We start from the raw sequence: 23,144 nt of genomic DNA, 5'->3' as shown, positions 1-23,144 counted from the left end.
AACTACAGACCCTCCAGCTCCGCCATCAGATCATTCAAGCGGTCGACCTTCTCCTCGGTGATGTCACTCGCCGCCAGCCCATCGATGTACTCGGCCAATTCCTCCACCGTGCTGCACTCGAACATCGCCCGCAGCGGCACGTCGCGTTGCAGCGACTTCTGCACCCGTGAAGCAATCTGCGTGGCCAGCAACGAGTGCCCGCCCAGCTCGAAGAAGTTGTCGCGCACACCGACCTGCTCGACCTTCAGCACCTCGGCCCAAATATCCGCCAGCGTCTGCTCGAGGTCATTGCGCGGGGCCAGGTAATCCTGGCTCTGTAACTGGCCGATCTCCAGCGCGGGCAAAGCTTTGCGGTCGAGTTTGCCGTTGGCGTTCAGCGGCAGCTGATCGAGCCACAACCAGTGCAGCGGCACCATGTATTCCGGTAATTCGGCGCGCAGGCGCTGTTTGATCCGCTCCAGGCGTTCGCTTGGGTTGAGTGCCGAATCGGCCGCCACCAGATAACCGACCAAGTGCTTGCCATTGACGCCCTCCTGCACACCGACCGCGCCATCGCGCACTTCCGGCTGTTCATGCAGGCGCGCTTCGATCTCACCCAGTTCGATGCGGTAACCGCGAATCTTCACCTGATGGTCGACGCGGCCGACGTACTCCAGCACACCGTCGCTGCGACGCCGCGCCAGATCACCGGTGCGATACAGACGCTCGCCCGGCGCGCCGAACGGGTTCGGTACAAACACTGGCGCGGTGCGTAGCGGATCGCTGACATAACCGCGACCGACGCCCGTGCCGGCCACGCACAACTCGCCCACCGCACCCAACGGCACCAGCTCCAGCGCGCCATCGAGCAGATACAGCAAGTTATTGTCGGTCGGTGTGCCGATCGGCAAATAACTGCCGCGCGTCGAGGCCATGTCGACACGGAAGAACGCCACGTCATCGGAACATTCCGCCGGGCCATAAGCGTTGACCAGACCGATGTCCGGGTAACGCAGCAACCACTGATGCGCCAGTTCCGGTGGCATCGCCTCACCGGTCGGCAACATCCAGCGCAAGCCATCCAGACTCAAGCGATCCGAGGCGAGCATGCCCTGAATCAGCGATGGCACGCTCTCCAGCACGGTGATGCCCTGCGCCTGTACATGCACCAACAAACCTTGCGGATCGTGGGCAATCGTGTTCGGCACGATGTCCACCCGCGCACCGAACAGCGGTGCGGCGAGGAACTGCCAGACCGAAATATCGAAGCTTTGCGAGGCGGTCTGCGCGATCACATCGGCGTCGCTCAAATTCAAGTACGGCACCTTGCTCAATTGGTTATTGAGCATGCCGCGCTGCTCGACCATCACGCCTTTCGGCAGGCCGGTCGAACCCGAGGTGTAGATCACATAGGCGAGGTTGTCCGGGGCGCTGTAAATACCCAGGTCCTGCGCCGAAATCGCCGCTGCTTGAACCTCTTCCCACACCAATAAGCGTGGGCGATTGGCGCAGCTGAATTCATCCAGCAACGTCCGCGCCTGTTCAAAGCAGGCTTTAGAGCAGACCAGCACCGGCGTGCGGCTCAGCTCGATGATGCGTTGCAGACGCTGGCTCGGCAGGCCCGGATCCAGGGGCAGATAACCCGCGCCAGCCTTGAAGCTGCCGATGATCATGCCGAGCAGATCGAGATTGCGTTCGCCGAGCAACGCCACCGGTTGATCCATCTGCACCCCGGCCGCGACCAGGGCATGGCCGAGACGGTTGGCGTTGTGGTTCAGCTCGGCGTAGCTCAGTTGCTGATCAATACACGTCGCGGCGATACGCTGTGGATGCGCGGCGACCTGCGCTTCGAACAGCGCAACGTAGCTCTGCTCCAGCGGATAATCGTAGGCACTCTGGTTGCAACCATGGAGCAGGAAGTCCTGTTCCTCGGCACCCAGCAACGGCAGATCGGCCATGTCGCCATGGAAGCCGTCGACCAGTGCCAGCAGCAAACGCTTGAACTCGCCGAGCATGCGCTCGATGGTCGATTCGTCGAAATAACGCTGGTCATACGACAGGTGCAAACCGAGGTCATCGCCCGGGTAGCAGACCGCCGTCAGCGGGAAGTTGGTGTGGGTTCGGCCCGAGTCCGACGTCGCGTTCAGGCTCTGCGCGCGGTCCAGCACCGAGACTTCCACCGGGGCGTTTTCGAAGACGAACAGGCTGTCGAACAGCGGCTGGCCTTTCGGCAATTCGCTTTGTTCCTGAATGTTCACCAGCGGCAGGTATTCGTACTCGCGAAGTTGCATGTTGCTGTCGAGCAAGCCACTGAGCCACTGACGCACGCTGCTGCGTTCATCGTCCGCCGGCATCTGCACCCGCAGCGCAATACTGTTGATGAACAGGCCGACCGTGCGCTGCATCTCCGGCATTTCCACCGGCCGCCCGGCCACGGTCACGCCGAACAGCACATCACGATCACCGCTCATACGGCGCAGTACCAAGGCCCACGCTGCTTGAGCAAACGTGTTGATCGTCAGTTGATGCGCCTGCGCCAGTTCACGCAGACGCGCACCGTCCTCGACATTCAGGCGGGTGTAGCGGTCGCCGACGATCATCCCGCCGCTCTCACCGGCATGTTCGCGCAGGAACGGCCGGTCGCTCGGGATCGGCGTGGTGCGCTCGAACCCTTGCAGGTTCTGCTGCCACCACTGCCGCGCTTCGGCGAGGCTCTGGCGTTGCAGCCAGCCGATGTAATCGCGATAACGCGGCGGCACGGCGAGTTGCGCTTCACGGCCCTCGCCCATCGCGGTGTAGATCTCGAAGAAGTCGTTCATCAGCAACGAGCGGCACCAGGCATCGATGAGGATGTGGTGGTTGCTCATCATGAACCAGTAGCGCGCCGCGCCGACCTTGATCAGGCGCAGGTGAAACGGCGCCTGATTGAGCAGATCGAAACCGGCCTCGCGCTCGTTTTTCAACAAGGCTTGCAGCTGCGGTTCCTGCTCGGTTTCGGCGATGTCGCTCCAGTCCAGATATTCGATTGGCGTACGACCTGGTGTGTGAATCACTTGCAGCATGTCTTCGCCAACGTTCCAGCAGAACGACGCACGCAGCGCTTCGTGACGGGCGATCACCGCTTGCCAGGCTTGGGCGAAACGCTCGGCATCGAGTTCGCTGTTGATGCGGTAGCGATCCTGCATGTAGTACAGACCGGTGCCCGGTTCGAGCAAGGTGTGCAGCAACATGCCTTCCTGCATTGGCGTCAGCGGATAGACGTCTTCGATGTGCGCGGCCGGCACCGGCAAGGCATCAAGTTGCGCCTGAGTCAGCCTGGCCAGCGGGAAGTCCGACGGCGTCAGGCCGCCGGCCTCGTCTTGCAGGCAATGGGCGATCAGGCTTTGCAGCTCACCGAGGTAGGCATCGGCCAGATCGTTGATGGTTTGCGTCTCGTAACGCTCGGCGCTGAAGGTCCAGCGCAGGAGCAATTCACCACCGTAAACCTGACTGTCGATGCTCAGCTCGTTCGGCAGTGGCGCGTGCGGATCGTGGGCGGCACCGACCGGCTCATCCAGCGGACGGAACAGCGCATCGCTGCCGAAGCTCTGGTCGAACTGGCCGAGGTAGTTGAAGGTGACCGGCGCATGCGGCAGCGCGGCCATGCTGCGCTGGCTGAGGTCATCGGCGAGATAACGCAGCACGCCATAACCCAGGCCTTTGTGCGGCACGGCGCGCAATTGCTCTTTGATTGCCTTGATCGAAGCGCCCTGCCCGGCGGCTTCTTCGATGTTGTGCGGGGTCAGGCGTAATGGATAGGCGCTGGTGAACCAGCCGACGGTGCGGGTCAGGTCGATCTCGTCGAACAGGGTTTCGCGGCCGTGGCCTTCCAGCTGAATCAGCGTCGAGGGTTGCTCACTCCAGCGGCACAACACGCGGGCCAGCGCGGTCAGCAGCAGATCGTTGACTTGCGTGCGATAGGCGGCCGGCGCCTGTTGCAGCAACTGTTTAGTGTGTTCGGCATCGAGGCGCACGCTGATGGTTTGCGCGTGGCGATTCTGCTGTCCGCCCTGCGGATTTTCGCAAGGCAGGTCGGCGTTCGGGCCAGCCAGTTGGGTCTGCCACCAGTCGAGTTCTTCGCGCAGGGATTCGCTGCCGGCATAAGCCTGCAAACGTGCCGTCCAGTCCTTGAAGGCACTGGTTTTCGCCGGCAGTTTGACCGACTGCCCAGCGTCGAGTTGGCGGTAAACGGTTTGCACATCGTCGAGCAACACACGCCATGAGACGCCGTCGACCACCAAGTGATGAATCGCGATAAACAGGCGTTGCTGTCCTTCAGGGCCGTCGACCAGCAAGGCGCGAACCAGCGGGCCATTTTGCAGATCGAGGCTGCGTTGCGCATCGGCAAACAGCGCTTCGCACTTGTCCATCGAGGTAACACGCACTTGCCACAACACCGCCGCATCGGAGACCGGTTGGTGCATCGCTTGCCACGCGTCGTTGACTGCGCTGAAGCGCAGACGCAAAGCATCATGCTGCTCGATCACCGCCAACAGCGCCTGTTCCAGACGGTGCGGTTCCAGTGGTACGGTCGGCTCCAGCAACAACGCCTGGTTCCAGTGCTGACGTTCAGGGATTTCAGTGTCGAAGAACCAGTGCTGAATCGGCGTCAGCGCCGATTCGCCAACCACCAGACCTTGCTCGGCCGTCACCTGCTCAGTGCGACTGGCTACCGCCGCAAGGGTCTGCACGGTCTGATGCTGGAACAGATCACGCGGGCTGAAATGAATGCCTTGCTGCCGTGCACGACTGACCACTTGAATCGACAGAATCGAGTCGCCGCCGAGTTCGAAGAAGTTGTCGTTAAGGCCGACCTGTTCGACGTTGAGCACCTCGCACCAGATCTGCGCCAGGGTCTGCTCCAGTTCGTTGCTCGGCGCGACGTAGTCCTGACGATTCAACTCAGGATCCGGCGCCGGCAACGCACGACGATCGAGTTTGCCGTTGGCGGTCAGCGGCATGCTCGCCAGCAGAATCAGGTGCGTCGGCACCATGTAATCCGGCAGTTGCGCCTTGAGGTGCGACTTGAGGGCGTCGCGCAGTTCAGCCTGTCTGGCTTCATTCTGCTCGGCAACTTCGGTGACCAGATAGCCAACCAGTTGTTTGCCGCTCGGCGCATCGAGGGCGAGCACCACGGCTTCGCGGATCGAATTGTGATCGAGCAAACGGGTTTCGATTTCGCCCAGCTCGATACGGAAACCACGAATTTTTACCTGATGGTCGATCCGGCCCAGGTATTCCACCAGACCATCGGCACGCTGGCGCACCAGGTCGCCAGTGCGATACATGCGCCCGCCATCAGTGGCAAACGGGTCAGCGACAAACCGTTCGGCGGTGATGCCCGGACGGTCGTGATAAGCCTGCGCCAGACCGGCGCCGCCGACGAACAATTCACCGGTCGCGCCTTGCGGCACCAGCGCCAGATCGGCGTCGAGAATGTACGCCACGCGCGCGCCGATCACGCTGCCGATCGGCACACCGCCGGCGCCCTCTTCCAGCACCTCCGGCGCCAGACTGGCGAGTGGCATGACCACGGTTTCGGTCGGACCATAGGCGTTGAAGAACATCGACGGTTTGAACGCTGCACGAATGCGCTGCAGGTGCTCACCGGTCAACGCTTCGCCACCAGTGATGATCATCCGCACCGGGAGGATTTCGTTTTGCGTCGACAGGAATTGCGCCAGCTGGCTGCCGTAGCTCGGGGTGAAACCGAGTACGTTGATTTTGTGCGTGCGGATCAAGCCACAGATTTCTTCCGCGTCCCACTGACCTTGCGCACGCAGCACCACCTGCGCACCGCTGAGCAACGGCACCAACAAACGCTCGGTGGCAGCGTCGAAGTTGATTGAGTAGAAGTGCAGTTCGCAGTCGTCCGGGCGCATGCCGAATCGCTCGATCACGGCTTGGCAGTGCATGGCGATTTCGCCGTGGGAGACCACCACACCTTTCGGTTTACCGGTCGAACCCGAGGTGTAAATCAAATACGCCTGATGCTGCGGCAGGCTGATAAACGGCAGCTCAGTGGCCGGGTAATCGAAGAGTGCCGCGCTGTCGTCTTCCAGGCACCAGCGCGCCACGCTCGGCGGCAGATCGCCAAGGGCTTTGAACATTGCCCGATCACTGAGCAGCAGGCCGATGCGGCTGTCGTCGATCATGTAGTGCAGACGGTCGAGCGGGTATTCCGGGTCCAGCGGCACATAGGCGCCGCCGGCCTTGAGAATCGCCAGCAGGCCGATGACCATTTCCAGCGAACGCTCCAGCGCCAGGCCTACGCGCACTTGCGGGCCGACGCCACGCTCACGCAAGGCCCAGGCCAAGCGATTGGCGCGGGCGTCGAGTTCGGCGTAGCTCAGGGTCTGCCCGGCGAAGGTCAGGGCCGGTGCGTCTTTGCGCGCCAGCGCCTGCTCGGCGAACAGGTGATGAATGCACTGATCGAGACGATGCTCGCCCGGCTCGATGCCGAGGCTGTCGAGCAGTTGCTGTTGCTCCGGCGCATCGAGCAACGGCAATTCGCTGAGACGTTGTTGCGGATCGGCGATCAGCGCTTCAAGCAGGTTGCGCCAATGCTTGGCCATGCGCGCGATGGTCGGCTCGTCGAACAGATCGGTGCTGTAAGTCAGGCAGCAACCGAGGCGATGGTCGAGGTCGGTGACTTCCAGGTTGAGGTCGAACTTGGTCGCCCGCGCATCGTTGGCCAGATATTCGACGGTCATGCCGGCGAGCATTCGGCTCTGCTGGAATTCCCAGCGCTGCACGTTGCACATCACCTGAAACAGCGGGTTGTACGCGGCGCTGCGTGGCGGCTGCAAGGCTTCAACCAGATGATCGAACGGCAGATCCTGATGCGACTGGCCTTCGATCACTGTGTGGCGCACCTGCTCGAACAGTTCGCCGACCGACATCATGCCGTCAAGCTGGCAACGCAGCACTTGGGTGTTGAGGAACGCCCCGATCAGCCCTTCGCTTTCCGGGCGAATACGGTTAGCCACTGGCGCGCCGATGCGCAGATCGGTCTGCCCGCTGTAGCGGTAGAGCAGCGTGGCGAGCGCGGCGGTCATGGTCATGAACAGGGTCAGACCGTTTTGCGCATTGAATGCACGAACGCGCGCGGCGAGGTCGTCGCTCAGATCAAAACGGAATAGCTCGCCCTGATGGCTCTGCACTGGCGGACGCGGGCGGTCACCGGGTAATTCCAGTAACGGATGTTCACGGCCAAGTTGTGCGGTCCAGTAGTCGAGTTGACGCTGACGCTCGCCGGATTCCAGCCAGTTGCGCTGCCAGACGCTGTAGTCGAGGTACTGCACCGGCAGCGGCTCAAGCGGCGAATCGCGATCATCGACAAATGCTTCGTACAGCGCACTGAGTTCACGGGCGAAGATGTCCATCGCCCAGCCTTCGGTAACGATATGGTGCAGGGTCAGAACAAAGTAATGCTCGTGCTCGGCAGTTTTGACCAGACAGGCACGCAGCAGCGGGCCGGTTTCCAGGTCGAACGGCAGATGCGCCTCTTCGTCGGCAAACTGCTGAACCTTTTGCTCGCGCACGTCGGCGGCGAATTTGGAGAAATCCTTCCAGCCCATGCGCACGCCGGTTTCGGCATGCACCTGCTGACGCGCAACGCCGTCGACACTCGGGAACGTGGTGCGCAGAGTTTCGTGACGCAAAATCAGCGCTTGCAACGCCAACTCGAAACGCTCGACATGCAACACGCCACGCAGGCGCGCCATGCCGCCAACGTTGTACGCCGGGCTGTCCGGCTCCATTTGCCAGAGGAACCACATGCGCTGTTGCGAGTACGACAGCGGCACCGGTTGGCTGCGGTCGACCTTGTCGATCGGCGGCTGTTTGTTGGTGCGGCCGCTGGCCTGGATCAACCGGATCTGTTCGGCGAAATCACCGAGTTCGCTGTGCTCGAACAACGCGCGCAACGGCAACTCGACGTCACAGGCCTGGCGGGTACGCGAAATGATTTGCGTGGCCAGCAGCGAGTGACCGCCGAGGGCGAAGAAGTCGTCGCGCAGACCGATTTGCGCCAGACCCAGCACTTCGCGCCAGATCGCGGCGATCTGCTGCTCCAGCTCAGTCACCGGTTCAACGTGTTCACGTACTTGCCATTGCGGCTCGGGCAAGGCACGGCGGTCGAGTTTGCCGTTGGGGCTGAGCGGCATTGCGTCGAGACGCATCAGTTGCGCCGGGACCATGTATTCCGGCAGTTCGGCGGCCAGTGCGGTTTTCAGCCGGGTGATCTGCTCGTCATGATTTTCGCTGGCATCGGTTGCGGTGAAGTAGCCGATCAGCTGCGCACCGGCAGCGGTTTCGCGCACCAGCACCACGGCTTGGGCGACGCCGTCCTGGGCAAGCAGACGTGCTTCGATTTCTTCCGGTTCGACACGGAAACCACGCAGTTTGACCTGCTGATCGAGACGGCCAAGGTATTCAATGACGCCATCGGCGGTCCAGCGCGCGCGGTCGCCAGTGCGGTACAAACGCGCGCCCTGCTCGCCCAATGGATCGACGACAAAGCGTTCAGCGGTCAACGCTGGACGACCGAGGTAACCGCGAGCCAGACCGATGCCGCTGATGCACAACTCGCCCGGTACGCCGGCCGGCACGGGATTGAGGTCGGCGTCGAGCACGCGGCACATCACGTTGCCCAGCGGCCGGCCGATCGGCGAGCGTTCGCCATCGGCCGTGGTGCAATGCCAGTGGGTGACGTTGATTGCGGTTTCGGTCGGGCCGTAACGGTTGTGCAATTGCACCGCTGGCAGTTGCGCCAACACACGGTTGCGCAGTTCGGCGGGCAGCGCTTCACCGCCCGAGAATACCCGGCGCAGGCTGGTGCATTCGGCGCTCAGCGGTTCGTCGATGAACAGCGAAAGCAGTGGCGGCACAAAGTGCAGCGTGGTCACCCCATGCTCTTGAACAAGCTGCGCGATGCGATGCGGATCGCGGTGTTCACCGGGACCTGCAATCAGCAGACGCGCACCCGTGATCAACGGCCAGAAGCATTCCCACACCGACACGTCGAAACTGATCGGCGCCTTTTGCATCAGCACATCGGTTTCATCGAGCGCGTAAGTGTTCTGCATCCATTGCAGACGTTCAGCCAGTGCTGCGTGGGTGTTGCCGACGCCTTTCGGCTGGCCGGTGGAACCCGAGGTGTAAATCACGTAGGCGAGGTTGTCGCCGTGCAGGTGCAGGCCCGGTGCCTGGCTCGGCCAGTTCTCCAGGTGCAGCGCGTCCATGGCGATGACGCTGACGCCATCGCTGGCCGGCAAACGGTCGAGCAATTCTGTTTGCGTCAGCAGCAGTTCGACGCCGCTGTCGCTGAGCATGTAGGCCAGACGATCAGCCGGGTAATCCGGGTCCAGCGGCACATAGGCGCCGCCAGCCTTGATGATCGCCAGCAGGCCGATCAGCAGTTGTGGCGAACGCTCGGCGGCGATGGCCACGCAAACGTCGGGGCCGACGCCTTTGTCGCGCAAATAGTGTGCGAGGCGGTTTGCCTGAGTGTGCAGTTCCGCGAAGTCGAGGCTGCCACCGTCCCACACCAGTGCGGTGCGTTCCGGGGTCTGGCGGGCCTGTTCATTGAGTAGCTCTGGCAGCCATTGTTGCGCCGGGGTGCACGGTGCGACGCTCCAGTTTTTTTGCTGGTCGTGTTCGTTGGTGGTCAGCAGTTGCAGATCGCCGATGGCTTGCTCCGGGCGTTCGCAAACTTCGCGCAACAGGTTACTGAAGTGTTCGGCCAGACGCGCAATGGTCGTGGCATCGAACAATTCGCTGGCGTAGTCGAACGACAAAGTCAGGCGACCGTTACGGTCTTCTTCGCTGTGCAGTTGCAGGTCGAACTTGGCTTCGCGGCTGTGCCACGGCAGCTCTTCGGCGAGCAGACCCGGCAGGCGTTTCAGCGCGCTGAGGTCGCGTTGCTGATGGTTGAACATCACTTGGAACAGGCCTTGTTCGCGGGCCTGCGGGAAGGCTTCGAGAAGTTGCTCGAACGGCAGATCCTGATTCGCCTGGGCACCGAGCGCGGCCTGGCGGGTCTGCGCCAGCAGTTCGACGAACGACAGGCGCGAATCGATCTCGGCGCGCAGCACCTGGGTGTTGATGAAGAAGCCGATCAGGCCCTGGGTTTCCAGGCGCGGACGGTTGGCATTCGGCACGCCGATGCGGATATCGCGCTGACCGCTGTAGCGATGCAGCAGGCTCTGGAATGCCGAGAGCAGCAGCATGAACGGTGTCGACTGGTGCGCTTGCGCGGTGTTGCGGATCGCCTCGCTGAGGCTGGCGCCCAAGCGCACGGTATGGCGCTCTGCGCTGTGAACATGCTGCGCCGAACGCGGAGAGTCAGTGGCCAGTTCCAGGGTCGGATGCTCGTCACCCAACTGGGTTTTCCAGTAGGCCAGTTGCCGCTCGCCCTCGCCTTGCGCCAGCCATTGGCGCTGCCAGCTGCCGTAGTCGGCGTACTGCGTAGGCAACGGCGCGAGGTTGGCGGTCGCGCCTTGCGATGCCGCCGCGTACAGCCGTGAGAACTCGTCGATCAAGACATTCAGCGACCAGCCGTCGGCGATGATGTGGTGCATCGTCACCAGCAATTGGTGATCTTCGTCGTCGAGACGCACCAGCGTCACCCACAGCAGCGGGCCTTTTTCCAGGTCGAACTGGGTACGCGCTTCGTCTTCGCGAATCTGCACGGCGCGGGCTTCGCGCTGATGCGCCGGCAGGTCGCTGATGTCGATCAGTTGCAGGTTGAATTCGGCGGCGGCATCGACGTGTTGCAGGGCCACGCCGTCGCGTTCGAAAAAGCGTGTGCGCAGCGATTCGTGGCGCTCGATCAGTTGCTGGAAACTGGTGCGCAAGGCGTCTTCGTCCAGTTCACCACGCAGGCGCAGGGCACCGGGAATGTTGTAGGCGCTGCTCTGCGGGTCGAGTTGCCAGGTGATCCACAGACGGTTTTGCGCCAGCGATTGCGGCATCGGTTCGCTGCGCGACAACGCGGTGATTGCACCTTGGGCGCTGCCGCCATCCTGTTGCTGTTGCGCCACCGCAGCGGCGAATGCCGACAGCGTTGGCGCTTCGAAGAGCAGGCGCAGGTTCAGCTCAAGGCCAAGTTCTTCACGGACCCGGGCGATGACTTGCGTGGCGGCGATCGAGTTGCCGCCGAGCAGGAAGAAGTGATCGTCGGCATTGACCTGTTTGACGTTGAGTTGCTCGGCCCAGATGCTGCCGATCAGCGCTTCGAGTTCGGACGCGTTGGTGGCCGACTCTGCGGTTGCGGCTGTGGTCGACGGGAACACCGCGTAGCTGTCGAGACTGCCATCAGCCAGGCGATTGCGGCACGCTGAACGCTGCAATTTACCGCTGGAGGTTTTTGGCAGCGCGCCCGGATTGAGCAGCACCACCACGCTCGGTGCTTCCTGGTACGCCTCGGCCACGGCTTGGCGGATCGCTTTGATCAACGCTTCCGGCGGCAGGATTTTCTGCACGCTGCGGCTGATTTCCGCGGCGATGCCGATGCCCTCTTCGCCATTCTGGTTGACGGCGAATGCCGCGACGCGGCCCTTGCGCACCGCCTCCACTTCGTTCTCGACGGTCTTCTCGATGTCCTGCGGATAGAGATTGTGGCCGCGCACGATGAGCATGTCTTTCAGGCGACCGGTGATGAACAGCTCACCGTCGCGCATAAAGCCCAAGTCACCGGTGCGCAGCCAAGTGCGGCCGGCGTGCTGAACGAAGGTCTTGGCGCTGGCCTCGGGGTTGCGCCAGTAGCCGAGGGCAATGCTCGGCCCGGCCGCCCAGACTTCACCGACGGCGTTGTCGACCAGTTCTACGAGCGTGTTCGGCTCGACGATCAACACCGCGTGCTTGGGCTGGCTGATGCCGCAGCTCATGATCGGGCTACCTTCGCCCGGCTCGGCGCGGTTTTGCGCCAGCGCCTGATCGTCCACGCGCAGTGCTGGGATACCGGTGCCGCGCGGGGTGCCGGCGACGAACAGCGTGGCCTCGGCCAGACCGTACGAGGCCATGAAACTGTCGTCGCTGAACCCGCTCGCGGCTAACTTCTCGGCGAAGCGCTCAAGGGTGTCGAGGCGGATCGGCTCGGAGCCGGAATAGGCCACGCGCCAGCGGCTCAGATCGAGGCGTTCAAGCGCCGACTCGCTGACGCGTTCGCTGCACAAACGGTAGGCGAAGTCCGGCCCGCCGCTGATGGTGCCGCCGTATTGGCTGATCGCTTCGAGCCAGCGCAAGGGCCGACCGAGAAAGTACGCCGGCGACATCAGGACGCACGGCACGCCGCTGAAAATCGGCTGCAGCAGACCGCCAATCAGCCCCATGTCGTGGTACAGCGGCAGCCAGCTGACGATGACATCGTCGGGGTTCACGTCGATGCCGAAGCCGTGACGGATCAGCAGTTCGTTGGCGACCAGGTTGCCGTGGCTGACCTGCACGCCTTTGGGCAAAGCGGTAGAGCCGGAGGTGTATTGCAGGAAGGCGATGTGATCCTGCGGCAGGTTCGGCTCGAGCCAGTTTTCGGCAAGCGCATTGTCGAGGGTATCGACGCACAGCAGCGGCGGCGCGCCTTCGATCTGCTGCAAGGCGTCGCGCAGGTCAGCGCTGGTCAGCAGCAGGCGCGGTTCGGCGTCGGCAATGATCGACAGCAGACGCTCCTGATGGTGACGACGGGCGGATTCCGGCGGATAGGCCGGCACCGCGATCACGCCTGCGTACAGGCAACCAAAGAAGGCCGCGACGTAATCCGGGCCGCTGGGAAACAACAAGACTGCACGATCGCCGAATTCGGCTTCGGCCTGCAACGCGGCGGCAATGGTGCGCGCGCGTTGATCCAGTTCGCGATAGCTGAGTACCACAGCCTGCTCTGCGTTTTCGGCGAGAAAACGCAGGGCCAATTGGTCCGGTGTCAGGGCCGCACGGCGCTGGAGGGCTTGGACCAGAGTGCTGGGGATTTCGAACGCGTCGGTCATGAGGTTTCCTGCCTGAATTCGGCTTGCGAGTGGAATCGGGTTGCTGTGTCACGCCCCTCTTGGGCATGCAGGGCGCGGTCTGTGCCGACCGCGCAAGGCTTGGGAATGCTGTCTGGCCGGGCTCGGTACCCGGAACCATTCACCAATGAGAACGGATGACGTCTTGAAATAATTAGTCGGCAGGCTGGATCGCCAATGGGGCCGGGATGCGGCGGCGTGTCGCAGTTCTCACAACGCACCGATTTGGATCATTAGTTCTTTTTCTCATTTGACAATCATTATCATTCAACATAATTTGTCGCTCGATGTGTAGGACGGCCCCGTCCCCCCAAGGCGTCCCACTAACCTATTTGGCAGCAAGGTGATTTCCATGACGGAACAAGTATCCACAAGCAGGTGCGATTCACCGCTACTTCAGGCATTCGTCGACAATCGACTGATTCTGGTCAAAATTGCAGCGCGCATTACCGGCTGCCGGTCACGTGCCGAAGATGTGGTGCAGGATGCGTTTTTCCGACTGCAGTCGGCGCCGCCGATCACATCGTCGATCAAGGCTCAACTGAGTTATCTGTTCCAGATCGTGCGCAACCTCGCCATCGATCACTACCGCAAACAGGCGCTGGAACAGAAATACTCCGGCCCTGAAGAGGAAGGGCTGAACGTGGTCATTCAGGGTGCTTCGCCGGAAACCTCGCACATCAATTTCTCCACCCTGGAACACATCGCCGACGCGCTGACCGAGCTGCCGAGCCGGACCCGATATGCGTTTGAGATGTATCGCCTGCACGGTGTGCCGCAGAAAGACATTGCCAAGGAACTGGGGGTCTCGCCGACCCTGGTCAACTTCATGATTCGTGATGCGCTGGTGCACTGCCGCAAGGTCTCGGGCAGTCGTCGGGATGCGGTGATTGCCGGTCGCCGCTGAGACCGCGTCGTCAGATAAAAAAAATCGCAGCCTGCGGCAGCTCCTACATGAGGACCCGGTCGCAGGCTGCGATCTTTTGCTTTCAGGTCACTTCAAGCCAACTTGCACCGATCAAAAAACCGCTCACGCCCCAGAATCATCAACGCCGCGCGCTTGTGCGGGAAGTCGAATTCCTTCTCGCAGTGGAAGCACTGGTTCTGCATGTGGCCAATCATCTTCGCGTTATCGGCCCGTGGCTCGGCGACCACGCGTTGCGTGCGCGGATCATCCAGAAACAGGTAATGCACCAGCGCCGACAACCAGCTCGCGACTTTGTGCGGGCCGCGATGATCTTCTTCACCGACCAGCATGTGAATGCCACGATCGTAATTGTCGGCGTCGTAAAACGGCGCGATGCGATCTTCCTTGGCCCAATAGGCTTCGAAATAGGCAAACGGCTGATCATCGAAGCAGCCGATCAAGGTCAACGTGTGCGGGTCGGCGTCGAGTTTGCTCAGGTATTCGCGGTGCTTCTCGATGCTGCCCTCTTCCTGCCAGAAACTGGCGACGCGCGGGCTGTTTTGCCAGCGGTTGAAACGCGGCAGATCCTCTTCGATTTCGACAGTGCGCAGGGAAATCCACGCGCCCAGTCGCGCATCGAAACGCCGATAGACTTCACCGCGCGGTTTCACCGGTCGCAGTGGATGGCGCTTGCCATCGCTGATGACCATTTGCTGCGGGTAGTTGCCGGTCAGCGAAGTGCCGAGCCACGGTTGCGGCAATTGCCAGAACAGCGTGCGCTCACAACGATATTCGCCAGCGACCTCAGTGCTTACCAGCAAACCGCTGAGCAACGCTTCGGTCGGCGGCTGATCCAGCTGCCAGGTCAATTGCTGGCATTCGGGATCACGGGCAAACAGCCAATAACAGGCCGCCCACAGGGCTTGCCCTGGTGGCAAGGCAAAACGCTCATCGAGCTGGATTGGCCCTTTGGCCTGACGATCCAGGCGCAAGCGAATCAGCGGCTGCCCGTCGAGGCTCAGGCTCAGGCGGCTTTCGGTTGCATCAGCGATCAGATGACTGCCTGAGGGCAAGGCCAGGGCAGTCAGGTCATTCAGATTGGACATGGGTCGGGCTCACGATAATCGTCGACAGTTCAACGATGGGACGTGAGCCGGGCAGGGAAATTTAGGCCTGAAGCCCAAATCAGTCCCTCAGTGGCGCGGCACCGGGACCACGGCAATCTTGTACGGATCGAAGATTTTCAGCATCTCGCCGTTGTCGCGCAGGCCTTGCAGCAACTTGCCAAACGCTTCGCCCGTGATCGGCGCGGTCGAACGCAGGATCGCGTAGTGGTGGTAGACCTGATCGATGCGCTGGGAAACCAGCAATTCATCACGCACCTTTTCGTTGCGCAGCAGGTAATCACTCAGGTAAGAACGGGTCACCAGGGCAATGTCGGCGCGTCCGCGCAGCACCATCAACAGATTGCTGTCATGGGAATAGGTCAGCGTGGCGTTGAAATTCTGCGCAAGAAATTTCGGGTCGGCGTTGAAATTGGCGAATTCGTAGTGATACCCGCTGAACAGCGCCAGTCGCTTGCCGGTGAGGTCGGCAAAATAGTTCTGCTGGCGGCCGTCTTCGCGTTGCGCAACGAAAATCTCCGCGTCTTCAAGGCCCATGTCGACGTCCGTGTGGGGTATCTCCTTCCAGCCCCACTCCGGGTTTTCGAAGATCGCCATGTCGATCCGGCCCTGCTTGAAATCACCGAAACGCCGAGGAATCGAGGTCGGTACCAACACAAACTGGTAATCGCTTTGCAGACGGTTCAAGGCCTCGACCAATTGCGGCAGCAGGCCGGTGTCGGCGCCGTTTTCCGGGCGAATGGTGTAGGGCGGAAAATGCGCCGCGCCGACCCGAACCAGTTGCGCTGCCTGAGCGGGCAATACCCATATTGCAGCCAGCGCTGCGAGCATCAACCCCGCGGCCGTCCGAATTGGCGAAGACTTCAAAACACCCCACTCCCCGAAAAAATACCGATCAATGCATTCAAGCTAGGCGGTTTCGCCCAGTTAGCCAGTTTCCCGACGCGATAGAAAGTGCCTTAACGTTCCTCAAGGACCAGAATCAACGCCTCGTCCGCCAACTGATCAAGGCTCAGACTGCCGCCGGCACGGAACCAGGTGGTGGTCCAGGACAGTGCGCCCGTGAGGAAACGTCGGGTAATAAATACGTCGCCACGGATAAACCCGGCTTCTTTGGCCTCACCCAGCACCTGCAGCCAGAGTTCTTCGTAGACGTCGCGCAGCGCCAGCACTTGCGCCTGGCCGTCTTCGGACAACGAACGCCATTCATAGACCAGCACCGCCATGGCTTCGCCGCTGCCGCCCATGATCGACTGCAATTCGCAGCGGATCAGCGCCAGTACGCGCTCGCGCACATTGCTGGCGTCGGCAAGCGCTGCACGCATCAAAGCGGTGTTGTAGCGAATGGTTTCTTCCATCACCGCGCGGAGAATTTCATCCTTACTTTTGAAGTGATGAAAAATACTCCCCGACTGGATGCCGACCGCACCGGCCAGATCACGCACCGTGGTGCGCTCGTAGCCTTTGTTGCGGAACAGGTGAGCCGCCACTTGCAGCAGTTTGCCGCGGGCGCTGTCCGGGTCGGTCAACTGGCCTTGGTCAACCAATTGGCGCATGACCTTCAGGGCTTTTTGCTCGTCCACCCGTTCTCTCCTACAGTCGATCTGTCTGTTGCCCCCTGAAACCGCAGGGTTGCGCGCAATTTAAGCCGCCAGCCGCGACCAAGCAAGCGCTTGGGCAGAAGATAGTTTCAGCTGTTTACAAACCAAGCGCTTGCTTGGTAGCCTCCAGACACTTCTGTCGCAGGTTGCTGAGTCGGAGATAAAAATGCCCACTACCGTTCGCATCGGATGCGCCAGTGCATTCTGGGGAGACACCTCGACCGCCGCCGCGCAGTTAGTGGACGGCGGCGATCTGGACTATCTGGTGTTCGATTACCTCGCCGAAATCACCATGTCGATCATGGCCGGCGCGCGCATGAAAGATCCGCAGGCAGGCTTCGCCGGCGACTTCATCGAAGTGTTGACGCCGCTGCTGCCGCAATTGGCCGAGCAGAACATCCGCGTCATCAGCAACGCTGGCGGAGTCAACCCGCAAGCCTGTGCCGCCGCCCTGCAAGTGGCCTGCGACAAGGCCGGCATCAAGCTGAAAATCGCCGTGCTGCTCGGCGATGACCTGCAACCACAGTTCAAACAACTCACTGGCATCACTGAGATGTTCAGCGGCGCCCCGCTGCCGCCGATGTGCGTGTCGACCAACGCCTACCTCGGCGCCCCGGGCATCGTCGAAGCCCTGCGCCTGGGCGCCGACATCGTCATCACCGGACGGGTGGTCGACAGCGCCGTGGTCAGCGCCGCTCTGGTGCACGAATTCGGCTGGTCGTGGCACGACTACGACAAACTCGCCCAGGCCGCACTGGCCGGGCACATCATCGAATGCGGCGCGCAATGCACCGGCGGCAATTTCACCGATTGGCGCGACGTGCCGGATTACGAGCACATCGGGTTCCCCATCGTTGAAGTCAGCGCCGACGGCCAATTTATCGTCAGCAAAGCCGAGGGCTCTGGCGGGCTGGTCACGCCGCTGACGGTCGGCGAGCAAATGCTTTATGAAATCGGCGATCCACAGGCATACCTGCTGCCCGACGTCGTCTGCGACTTCACCGAGGTCAAACTTCAGCAACAAGGTAAAAACGCCGTGCATGTTCACGGCGCCAAAGGCCTGCCACCGACGGATAAATACAAGGTCAGCGCCACCTACCCGGACGGTTTTCGCTGCACCGCCAGTTGCCTGATCGCCGGTATCGACGCCGTTGAAAAAGCGCAACGCGTCAGTCAGGCGATCATCGACAAGACCGCCGAAATGTTCAGCCAACGTGGCTGGGCGCCCTACAGCGAAACCGATATCGAACTGCTCGGCAGCGAAGCCACTTACGGCCCGCACGGGCAACGCCGCGACAGCCGCGAAGTGGTGATCAAACTCGCCGTACGGCATCCGAGCAAGCAGGCACTGGTGCTGTTCTCCCGGGAAATCGCTCAGGCTGCGACCGGCATGGCACCGGGGCTGACCGGCATCGTTGGCGGACGGCCAACCGTGTATCCGCTGATCCGTTTGTTCTCATTCCTGATCGATAAAAACGCCTGCACCCTGCAGATCGATCTTGCCGGTGAATGCCATCCTTGCGCCCTGCCCTCATTGGCCGCACTCGACAGCGAAGATTTGCCGATTGCCCAACAACCGCCGAAACCTCAGGGTCGCGCCGATGCCAGTGTGCCGTTGATAAAACTCGCCGTGGCGCGTTCTGGCGACAAGGGCAATCACAGCAACATCGGCGTGCTGCCGCGCAAACCTGAATACCTGTCGTGGATCGCCGAAGCGCTGACTCCGGCAGTGATCGTCGACTGGATGAGCCACGTGCTCGACCCGATCCACGGCCGCGTCGAACGCTGGTATCTGCCCGGCACCCACAGCCTCAACTTTTTATTGGAAAACGCCCTCGGCGGTGGTGGCGTGGCCAGTCTGCGCATCGACCCGCAAGGCAAAGCCTTCGCCCAGCAATTATTGGAAATCCAGATCCCGGTGCCGCAGAGCATCGCCGAACAGCTCGACTAGAGGATGGTTTGCATGGCTTACGCGTCGATTTTCCACGCCGATCTGTTCAGCGGCCAGACCATCATTGTCACCGGTGGCGGCAGCGGCATTGGCCGTTGCACCGCGCATGAACTGGCAGCGCTCGGTGCCAACGTGCTGCTGGTCGGGCGCAAACCGGAAAAACTCGAAAAAGTCGCCGCCGAAATCGCCGAGGACGGCGGCCGCGCACACTGGCAGGCCTGCGATATTCGCGATGAAGAAGCGGTGAAGCAACTGGTCAAGGATCTGATCGCCGAGCACGGGCCGATTCACGGCCTGGTCAACAATGCTGGCGGCCAATACCCGTCGCCGCTGGCCTCGATCAATCAGAAGGGTTTCGAAACCGTGCTGCGTACCAATCTGGTCGGCGGTTTCCTGATGGCACGGGAAGTGTTCAACCAGTCGATGAGCAAACACGGCGGCAACATCGTCAACATGCTCGCCGACATGTGGGGCGGCATGCCCGGCATGGGCCACTCGGGCGCGGCGCGTTCGGGCATGGACAACTTCACCAAGACCGCCGCGTTCGAATGGGGTTATGCCGGGGTGCGGGTCAACGCCGTGGCGCCGGGCTGGATCGCCTCCAGCGGCATGGACACTTACGAAGGCGCGTTCAAAGCGGTGATCCCGACCCTGCGCGAGCATGTGCCGCTCAAACGCATCGGCACCGAGTCGGAAGTCAGCGCGGCGATCGTGTTTCTGCTCAGCCCGGCGGCGGCGTTCATCAGTGGCAGTACCTTGAAAATCGACGGCGCGGCGAGTCTGGGTAGCCGTGCTTGGCCGTTGCACAAAGCCACTCACAGTAAGTCGTTCAACGGCTTTCACCGCGCGTACTTACCCGACGTGCTCAAGGACAAGGAGTAAGCCATGCCGCAGATCCAGTCCCAACTCGATCCGCACAGTGAGGCTTTTGCGCGCAATCGTGCGGCAATGCTCGTAGCCATCGAACACGTCCAGCAACTCGAACAGAACCTGCTGAACAAGGCTGCCGAAGCCAAAGCCAAATTCGACAAGCGCGGGCAATTGCTGCCGCGTGAACGCCTGAACCTGCTGCTAGATCCCGGTGCACCATTCCTCGAACTGGCCAGCCTCGCCGGCTACAAGTTGCACGACGACAAGGACGGCAGCTCGGCCGGCGGCGGGCTGATCGCCGGCATCGGTTACGTTTGTGGCATCCGCGCAATGGTCGTGGCCAACAACAGCGCGATCAAGGGCGGCACCATCTCGCCCAGCGGCTTGAAAAAATCCCTGCGCCTGCAGCAAATCGCTCAGGAAAACAAACTGCCAGTGATCACCCTCGCTGAAAGCGGTGGCGCCAACCTTAATTACGCGGCGGATATTTTCGTCGAAGGTGCGCGCAGTTTTGCCAACCAGGCACGAATGTCGGCGATGGGTTTGCCGCAGATCACCGTGGTACACGGCTCAGCCACGGCGGGCGGCGCTTATCAGCCGGGGCTGTCGGATTACGTGGTGGTGGTGCGCGGCAAGGCCAAGCTGTTTCTGGCCGGCCCGCCGTTGCTCAAAGCCGCCACAGGCGAAGTCGCCACCGATGAAGAACTCGGCGGCGCCGAGATGCACGCGCAGGTCGCCGGCACGGCGGAATACCTCGCGGAAAACGATGCCGACGGCGTGCGTCAGGTGCGCGAAATTCTGCGCATGCTGCCATGGAATGAACAACTGCCATGGCTGCCGGAGCCGCAATACAAAGAGCCGCTCTACCCGATCGAAGAACTGCTCGGGCTGATTCCCGACGATCCGAAAAAACCTTACGACGTGCGCGAAATCATCGCGCGTATCGCCGACGAATCCTGCTTTCTCGAATTCAAGGGTGAGTTCGATCAGCAAACCCTTTGCGGGCAATTGAAGATTCAGGGTCGCGCCTGCGGTTTCATCGGCAACAACGGCCCGATCACGCCGAACGGTGCGAGCAAAGCGGCGCAGTTCATTCAGTTGTGCGATCAGAGCCAGACGCCGTTGCTGTTTTTCCACAACACCACGGGCTTCATGGTCGGCACCGAATCGGAACAGCAAGGCGTGATCAAACACGGCTCGAAACTGATTCAAGCGGTGGCCAATGCGCGGGTGCCTAAACTGACCATCGTCGTCGGCGGCTCTTATGGCGCGGGCAACTATGCGATGTGCGGCCGCGGTCTCGACCCACGCTTCATCTTCGCCTGGCCCAACAGCCGCACGGCGGTGATGGGCGGCGCGCAGGCCGGCAAAGTCTTGCGCATCGTCACCGAAGCCAAACAACTTAAGGACGGCCTGACGCCGGACCCGAAGATGCTCGACATGCTCGAACAGGTCACCGCGCAGAAACTCGACAGCCAGTCCACCGCGCTCTACGGCAGCGCCAATCTGTGGGACGACGGGCTGATCGATCCACGCGATACGCGCACCCTGCTCGGCTATTTGCTGGACATCTGCCACGAAGCCGACATTCGCACGCTGCAACCCAACAGCTTCGGCGTCAGCCGGTTCTGACCGCCACGGATCTTACGGAGAACAATAAAAAATGATCTTCACCCCGGAACACGAAGCCCTGCGCCGTACCGTCCGCCAGTTCGTCGAGCACGAGATCAATCCGCACGTCGATGAATGGGAAAAGGCCGGACGCTTTCCCATCCACGAGATTTTCCGCAAGGCCGGCGACCTCGGTTTGCTGGGCATTTCCAAACCGGAAAAATTCGGCGGCATGGGCCTCGATTACAGTTATTCGATTGTCGCCGCCGAAGAGTTCGGCACCATTCATTGCGGCGGCATTCCGATGTCGATCGGCGTGCAGACCGACATGTGTACGCCGGCCCTCGCCCGTTTCGGCTCCGATGAATTGCGCGAAGAGTTCCTGCGCCCGGCGATCACCGGCGAGCAGGTCGGCTGCATCGGTGTCTCTGAAGTCGGCGCCGGTTCCGACGTCGCCGGGCTGAAAACCACCGCGCGCAAGGACGGCGACGACTACGTGATCAACGGCAGCAAGATGTGGATCACCAACTCGCCGAGTGCTGATTTCATTTGCCTGCTGGCCAACACTTCGGACGATAAACCGCACATCAACAAGTCGCTGATCATGGTGCCGATGAACACGCCGGGCATCAGCCTCAGTTCGCACCTCGACAAGCTCGGCATGCGCAGCTCGGAAACTGCCCAGGTGTTTTTCGACGACGTGCGCGTGCCGCAGCGCAATCGCATCGGCCACGAAGGCGCCGGGTTCATGATGCAGATGCTGCAGTTTCAGGAAGAACGCCTGTTCGGCGCGGCGAACATGATCAAGGGCCTTGAGTACTGCGTCGACAGCACCATCGAGTACTGCAAGGAGCGCAAAACCTTCGGCAATGCGCTGATCGACAATCAGGTGATCCACTTCCGTCTCGCCGAATTGCAGACCGAAATCGAATGCCTGCGCGCGCTGGTCTATCAGGCCACCGAGCAGTACATCAAAGGCCAGGACGTCACGCGCCTGGCGTCGATGGCCAAGCTCAAGGCCGGGCGCCTCGGTCGCGAAGTCAGCGACAGCTGCCTGCAATATTGGGGCGGCATGGGTTTCATGTGGGACAACCCGGTGGCCCGCGCTTATCGCGATGTGCGGCTGGTTTCGATTGGCGGCGGCGCCGACGAAATCATGCTGGGGATCATCTGCAAACTGATGGGCATCCTGCCGGGGAAAAAGAAATGAGCAGCCTGCCGGAATGCCAGACGCTGTTGCTGGAACTGCATGGCGGCGTGCTGCACATCAACCTCAATCGCCCGGACAGCCGCAATGCGATGAGCCTGCAAATGGTCAGCGAGTTGCGCGCGGTGCTCTCGTCGGTACGCGATGACCGCAGTGTTCGCGCTCTGGTGCTCAGCGGCGCCGGCGGGCATTTCTGTGCTGGCGGCGACCTCAAGGACATGGCCAGTGCCCGTGCTCAGGGCGCTGATGCTTACCGAGAGTTGAATCGTGCGTTCGGGGCTTTGCTGGAAGCAGCACAGCACGCGCCGCAAGTGCTGATCACGGTGCTGCAAGGCGCAGTGCTCGGCGGCGGTTTTGGGCTGGCGTGTGTCAGCGACATTGCGATTGCCGATCATCAGGCGCAATTCGGTTTGCCGGAAACCAGCCTCGGTCTGCTGCCGGCGCAGATCGCACCGTTTGTGGTGCAGCGCATTGGCCTGACCGAGGCGCGGCGACTGGCGCTGACCGCCGCACGTTTTGATGGGCATCAGGCTCGGCGTCTGGGGTTGGTGCATTTTGTCGAACAGGACCCGCAAGCCCTCGCCGAGCGTCTGGATGAGGTACTGCAACATGTGCTGTGTTGTGCGCCGGAGGCGAATGCGCTGACCAAGAAATTGTTGTTGGCGAGTGCGGGGCAGCCATCGGGAGCTTTGCTTGATGAAGCGGCGCAGTGGTTTGCCGGGGCGGTGACGGGCGAAGAAGGGATCGAGGGCACCATGGCTTTTGTGCAGAAGCGTAAACCGCGGTGGGCTACCTAAAAAGCATCGCTGGCAAGCCAGCTCCCACAGGGAATTTGCGTCGTTAACAAAACCTGT

General features: G+C 61.6%; 10 protein-coding genes. 6 read left to right on the top strand and 4 right to left on the bottom strand.

All coding sequences use genetic code 11. The features are described 5' to 3' along the window. Positions 1-2 precede the first annotated feature (2 nt). Positions 3-13,001: a non-ribosomal peptide synthetase gene (locus EJA70_RS21385; protein WP_158833308.1), complete on the bottom strand. Its 12,999-nt coding sequence runs from the start codon at positions 12,999-13,001 to the stop codon at positions 3-5. A 370-nt stretch (positions 13,002-13,371) separates the two neighbouring features. On the opposite strand from EJA70_RS21385, the gene EJA70_RS21380 reads away from it, so the two are divergent. Beyond that, positions 13,372-13,926 carry an RNA polymerase factor sigma-70 gene (locus EJA70_RS21380; protein ID WP_008088195.1) on the top strand — a complete coding sequence of 185 codons (555 nt, stop codon included), beginning with the start codon at positions 13,372-13,374 and terminating at the stop codon, positions 13,924-13,926. Between the two features lie 92 nt (positions 13,927-14,018). Here EJA70_RS21380 and EJA70_RS21375 read toward each other — a convergent pair whose 3' ends face one another. From EJA70_RS21375 to EJA70_RS21365, 3 genes are all read right to left on the bottom strand, one after another. Beyond that, positions 14,019-15,032, bottom strand: coding sequence for a GNAT family N-acetyltransferase (locus EJA70_RS21375; RefSeq protein WP_158833306.1), 1,014 nt, complete (start codon positions 15,030-15,032; stop codon positions 14,019-14,021). 87 nt (positions 15,033-15,119) lie between these two features. Next, positions 15,120-15,917, bottom strand: a complete 798-nt coding sequence (locus tag EJA70_RS21370; RefSeq protein WP_008088199.1) for an ABC transporter substrate-binding protein — start codon at positions 15,915-15,917, stop codon at positions 15,120-15,122. 92 nt (positions 15,918-16,009) lie between these two features. Next, a complete protein-coding gene (locus EJA70_RS21365) occupies positions 16,010-16,633 on the bottom strand; it encodes a TetR/AcrR family transcriptional regulator (RefSeq protein ID WP_008088201.1) in 624 nt (207 codons plus the stop codon). Positions 16,634-16,817: 184 nt separating this feature from the next. On the opposite strand from EJA70_RS21365, the gene EJA70_RS21360 reads away from it, so the two are divergent. From EJA70_RS21360 to EJA70_RS21340, 5 genes are read left to right on the top strand one after another with little or no spacing between them, the layout of a single operon-like run. Then, positions 16,818-18,602: an acyclic terpene utilization AtuA family protein gene (locus tag EJA70_RS21360; RefSeq protein ID WP_158833304.1), complete on the top strand. Its 1,785-nt coding sequence runs from the start codon at positions 16,818-16,820 to the stop codon at positions 18,600-18,602. A 12-nt stretch (positions 18,603-18,614) separates the two neighbouring features. Continuing rightward, positions 18,615-19,484, top strand: coding sequence for an SDR family oxidoreductase (locus tag EJA70_RS21355; protein ID WP_158833302.1), 870 nt, complete (start codon positions 18,615-18,617; stop codon positions 19,482-19,484). Between the two features lie 3 nt (positions 19,485-19,487). Next, a complete protein-coding gene (gene atuC / locus EJA70_RS21350; RefSeq protein WP_158833300.1) occupies positions 19,488-21,104 on the top strand; it encodes a geranyl-CoA carboxylase subunit beta in 1,617 nt (538 codons plus the stop codon). Between the two features lie 31 nt (positions 21,105-21,135). After that, complete coding sequence (gene atuD / locus EJA70_RS21345) at positions 21,136-22,293, top strand: citronellyl-CoA dehydrogenase (protein ID WP_158833298.1); 1,158 nt, start codon at positions 21,136-21,138, stop codon at positions 22,291-22,293. After that, positions 22,290-23,087 carry an enoyl-CoA hydratase/isomerase family protein gene (locus tag EJA70_RS21340; protein WP_158833296.1) on the top strand — a complete coding sequence of 266 codons (798 nt, stop codon included), beginning with the start codon at positions 22,290-22,292 and terminating at the stop codon, positions 23,085-23,087. The genes atuD and EJA70_RS21340 overlap by 4 nt, the downstream gene beginning before the upstream one ends. The last annotated feature ends 57 nt before the right edge of the window (positions 23,088-23,144 follow it).

Source organism: Pseudomonas sp. PB103, assembly GCF_009764635.1.
In the GTDB taxonomy this organism is placed as follows: Bacteria; Pseudomonadota; Gammaproteobacteria; order Pseudomonadales; family Pseudomonadaceae; genus Aquipseudomonas.
This window is presented reverse-complemented; position numbering and strand designations above follow the sequence as displayed.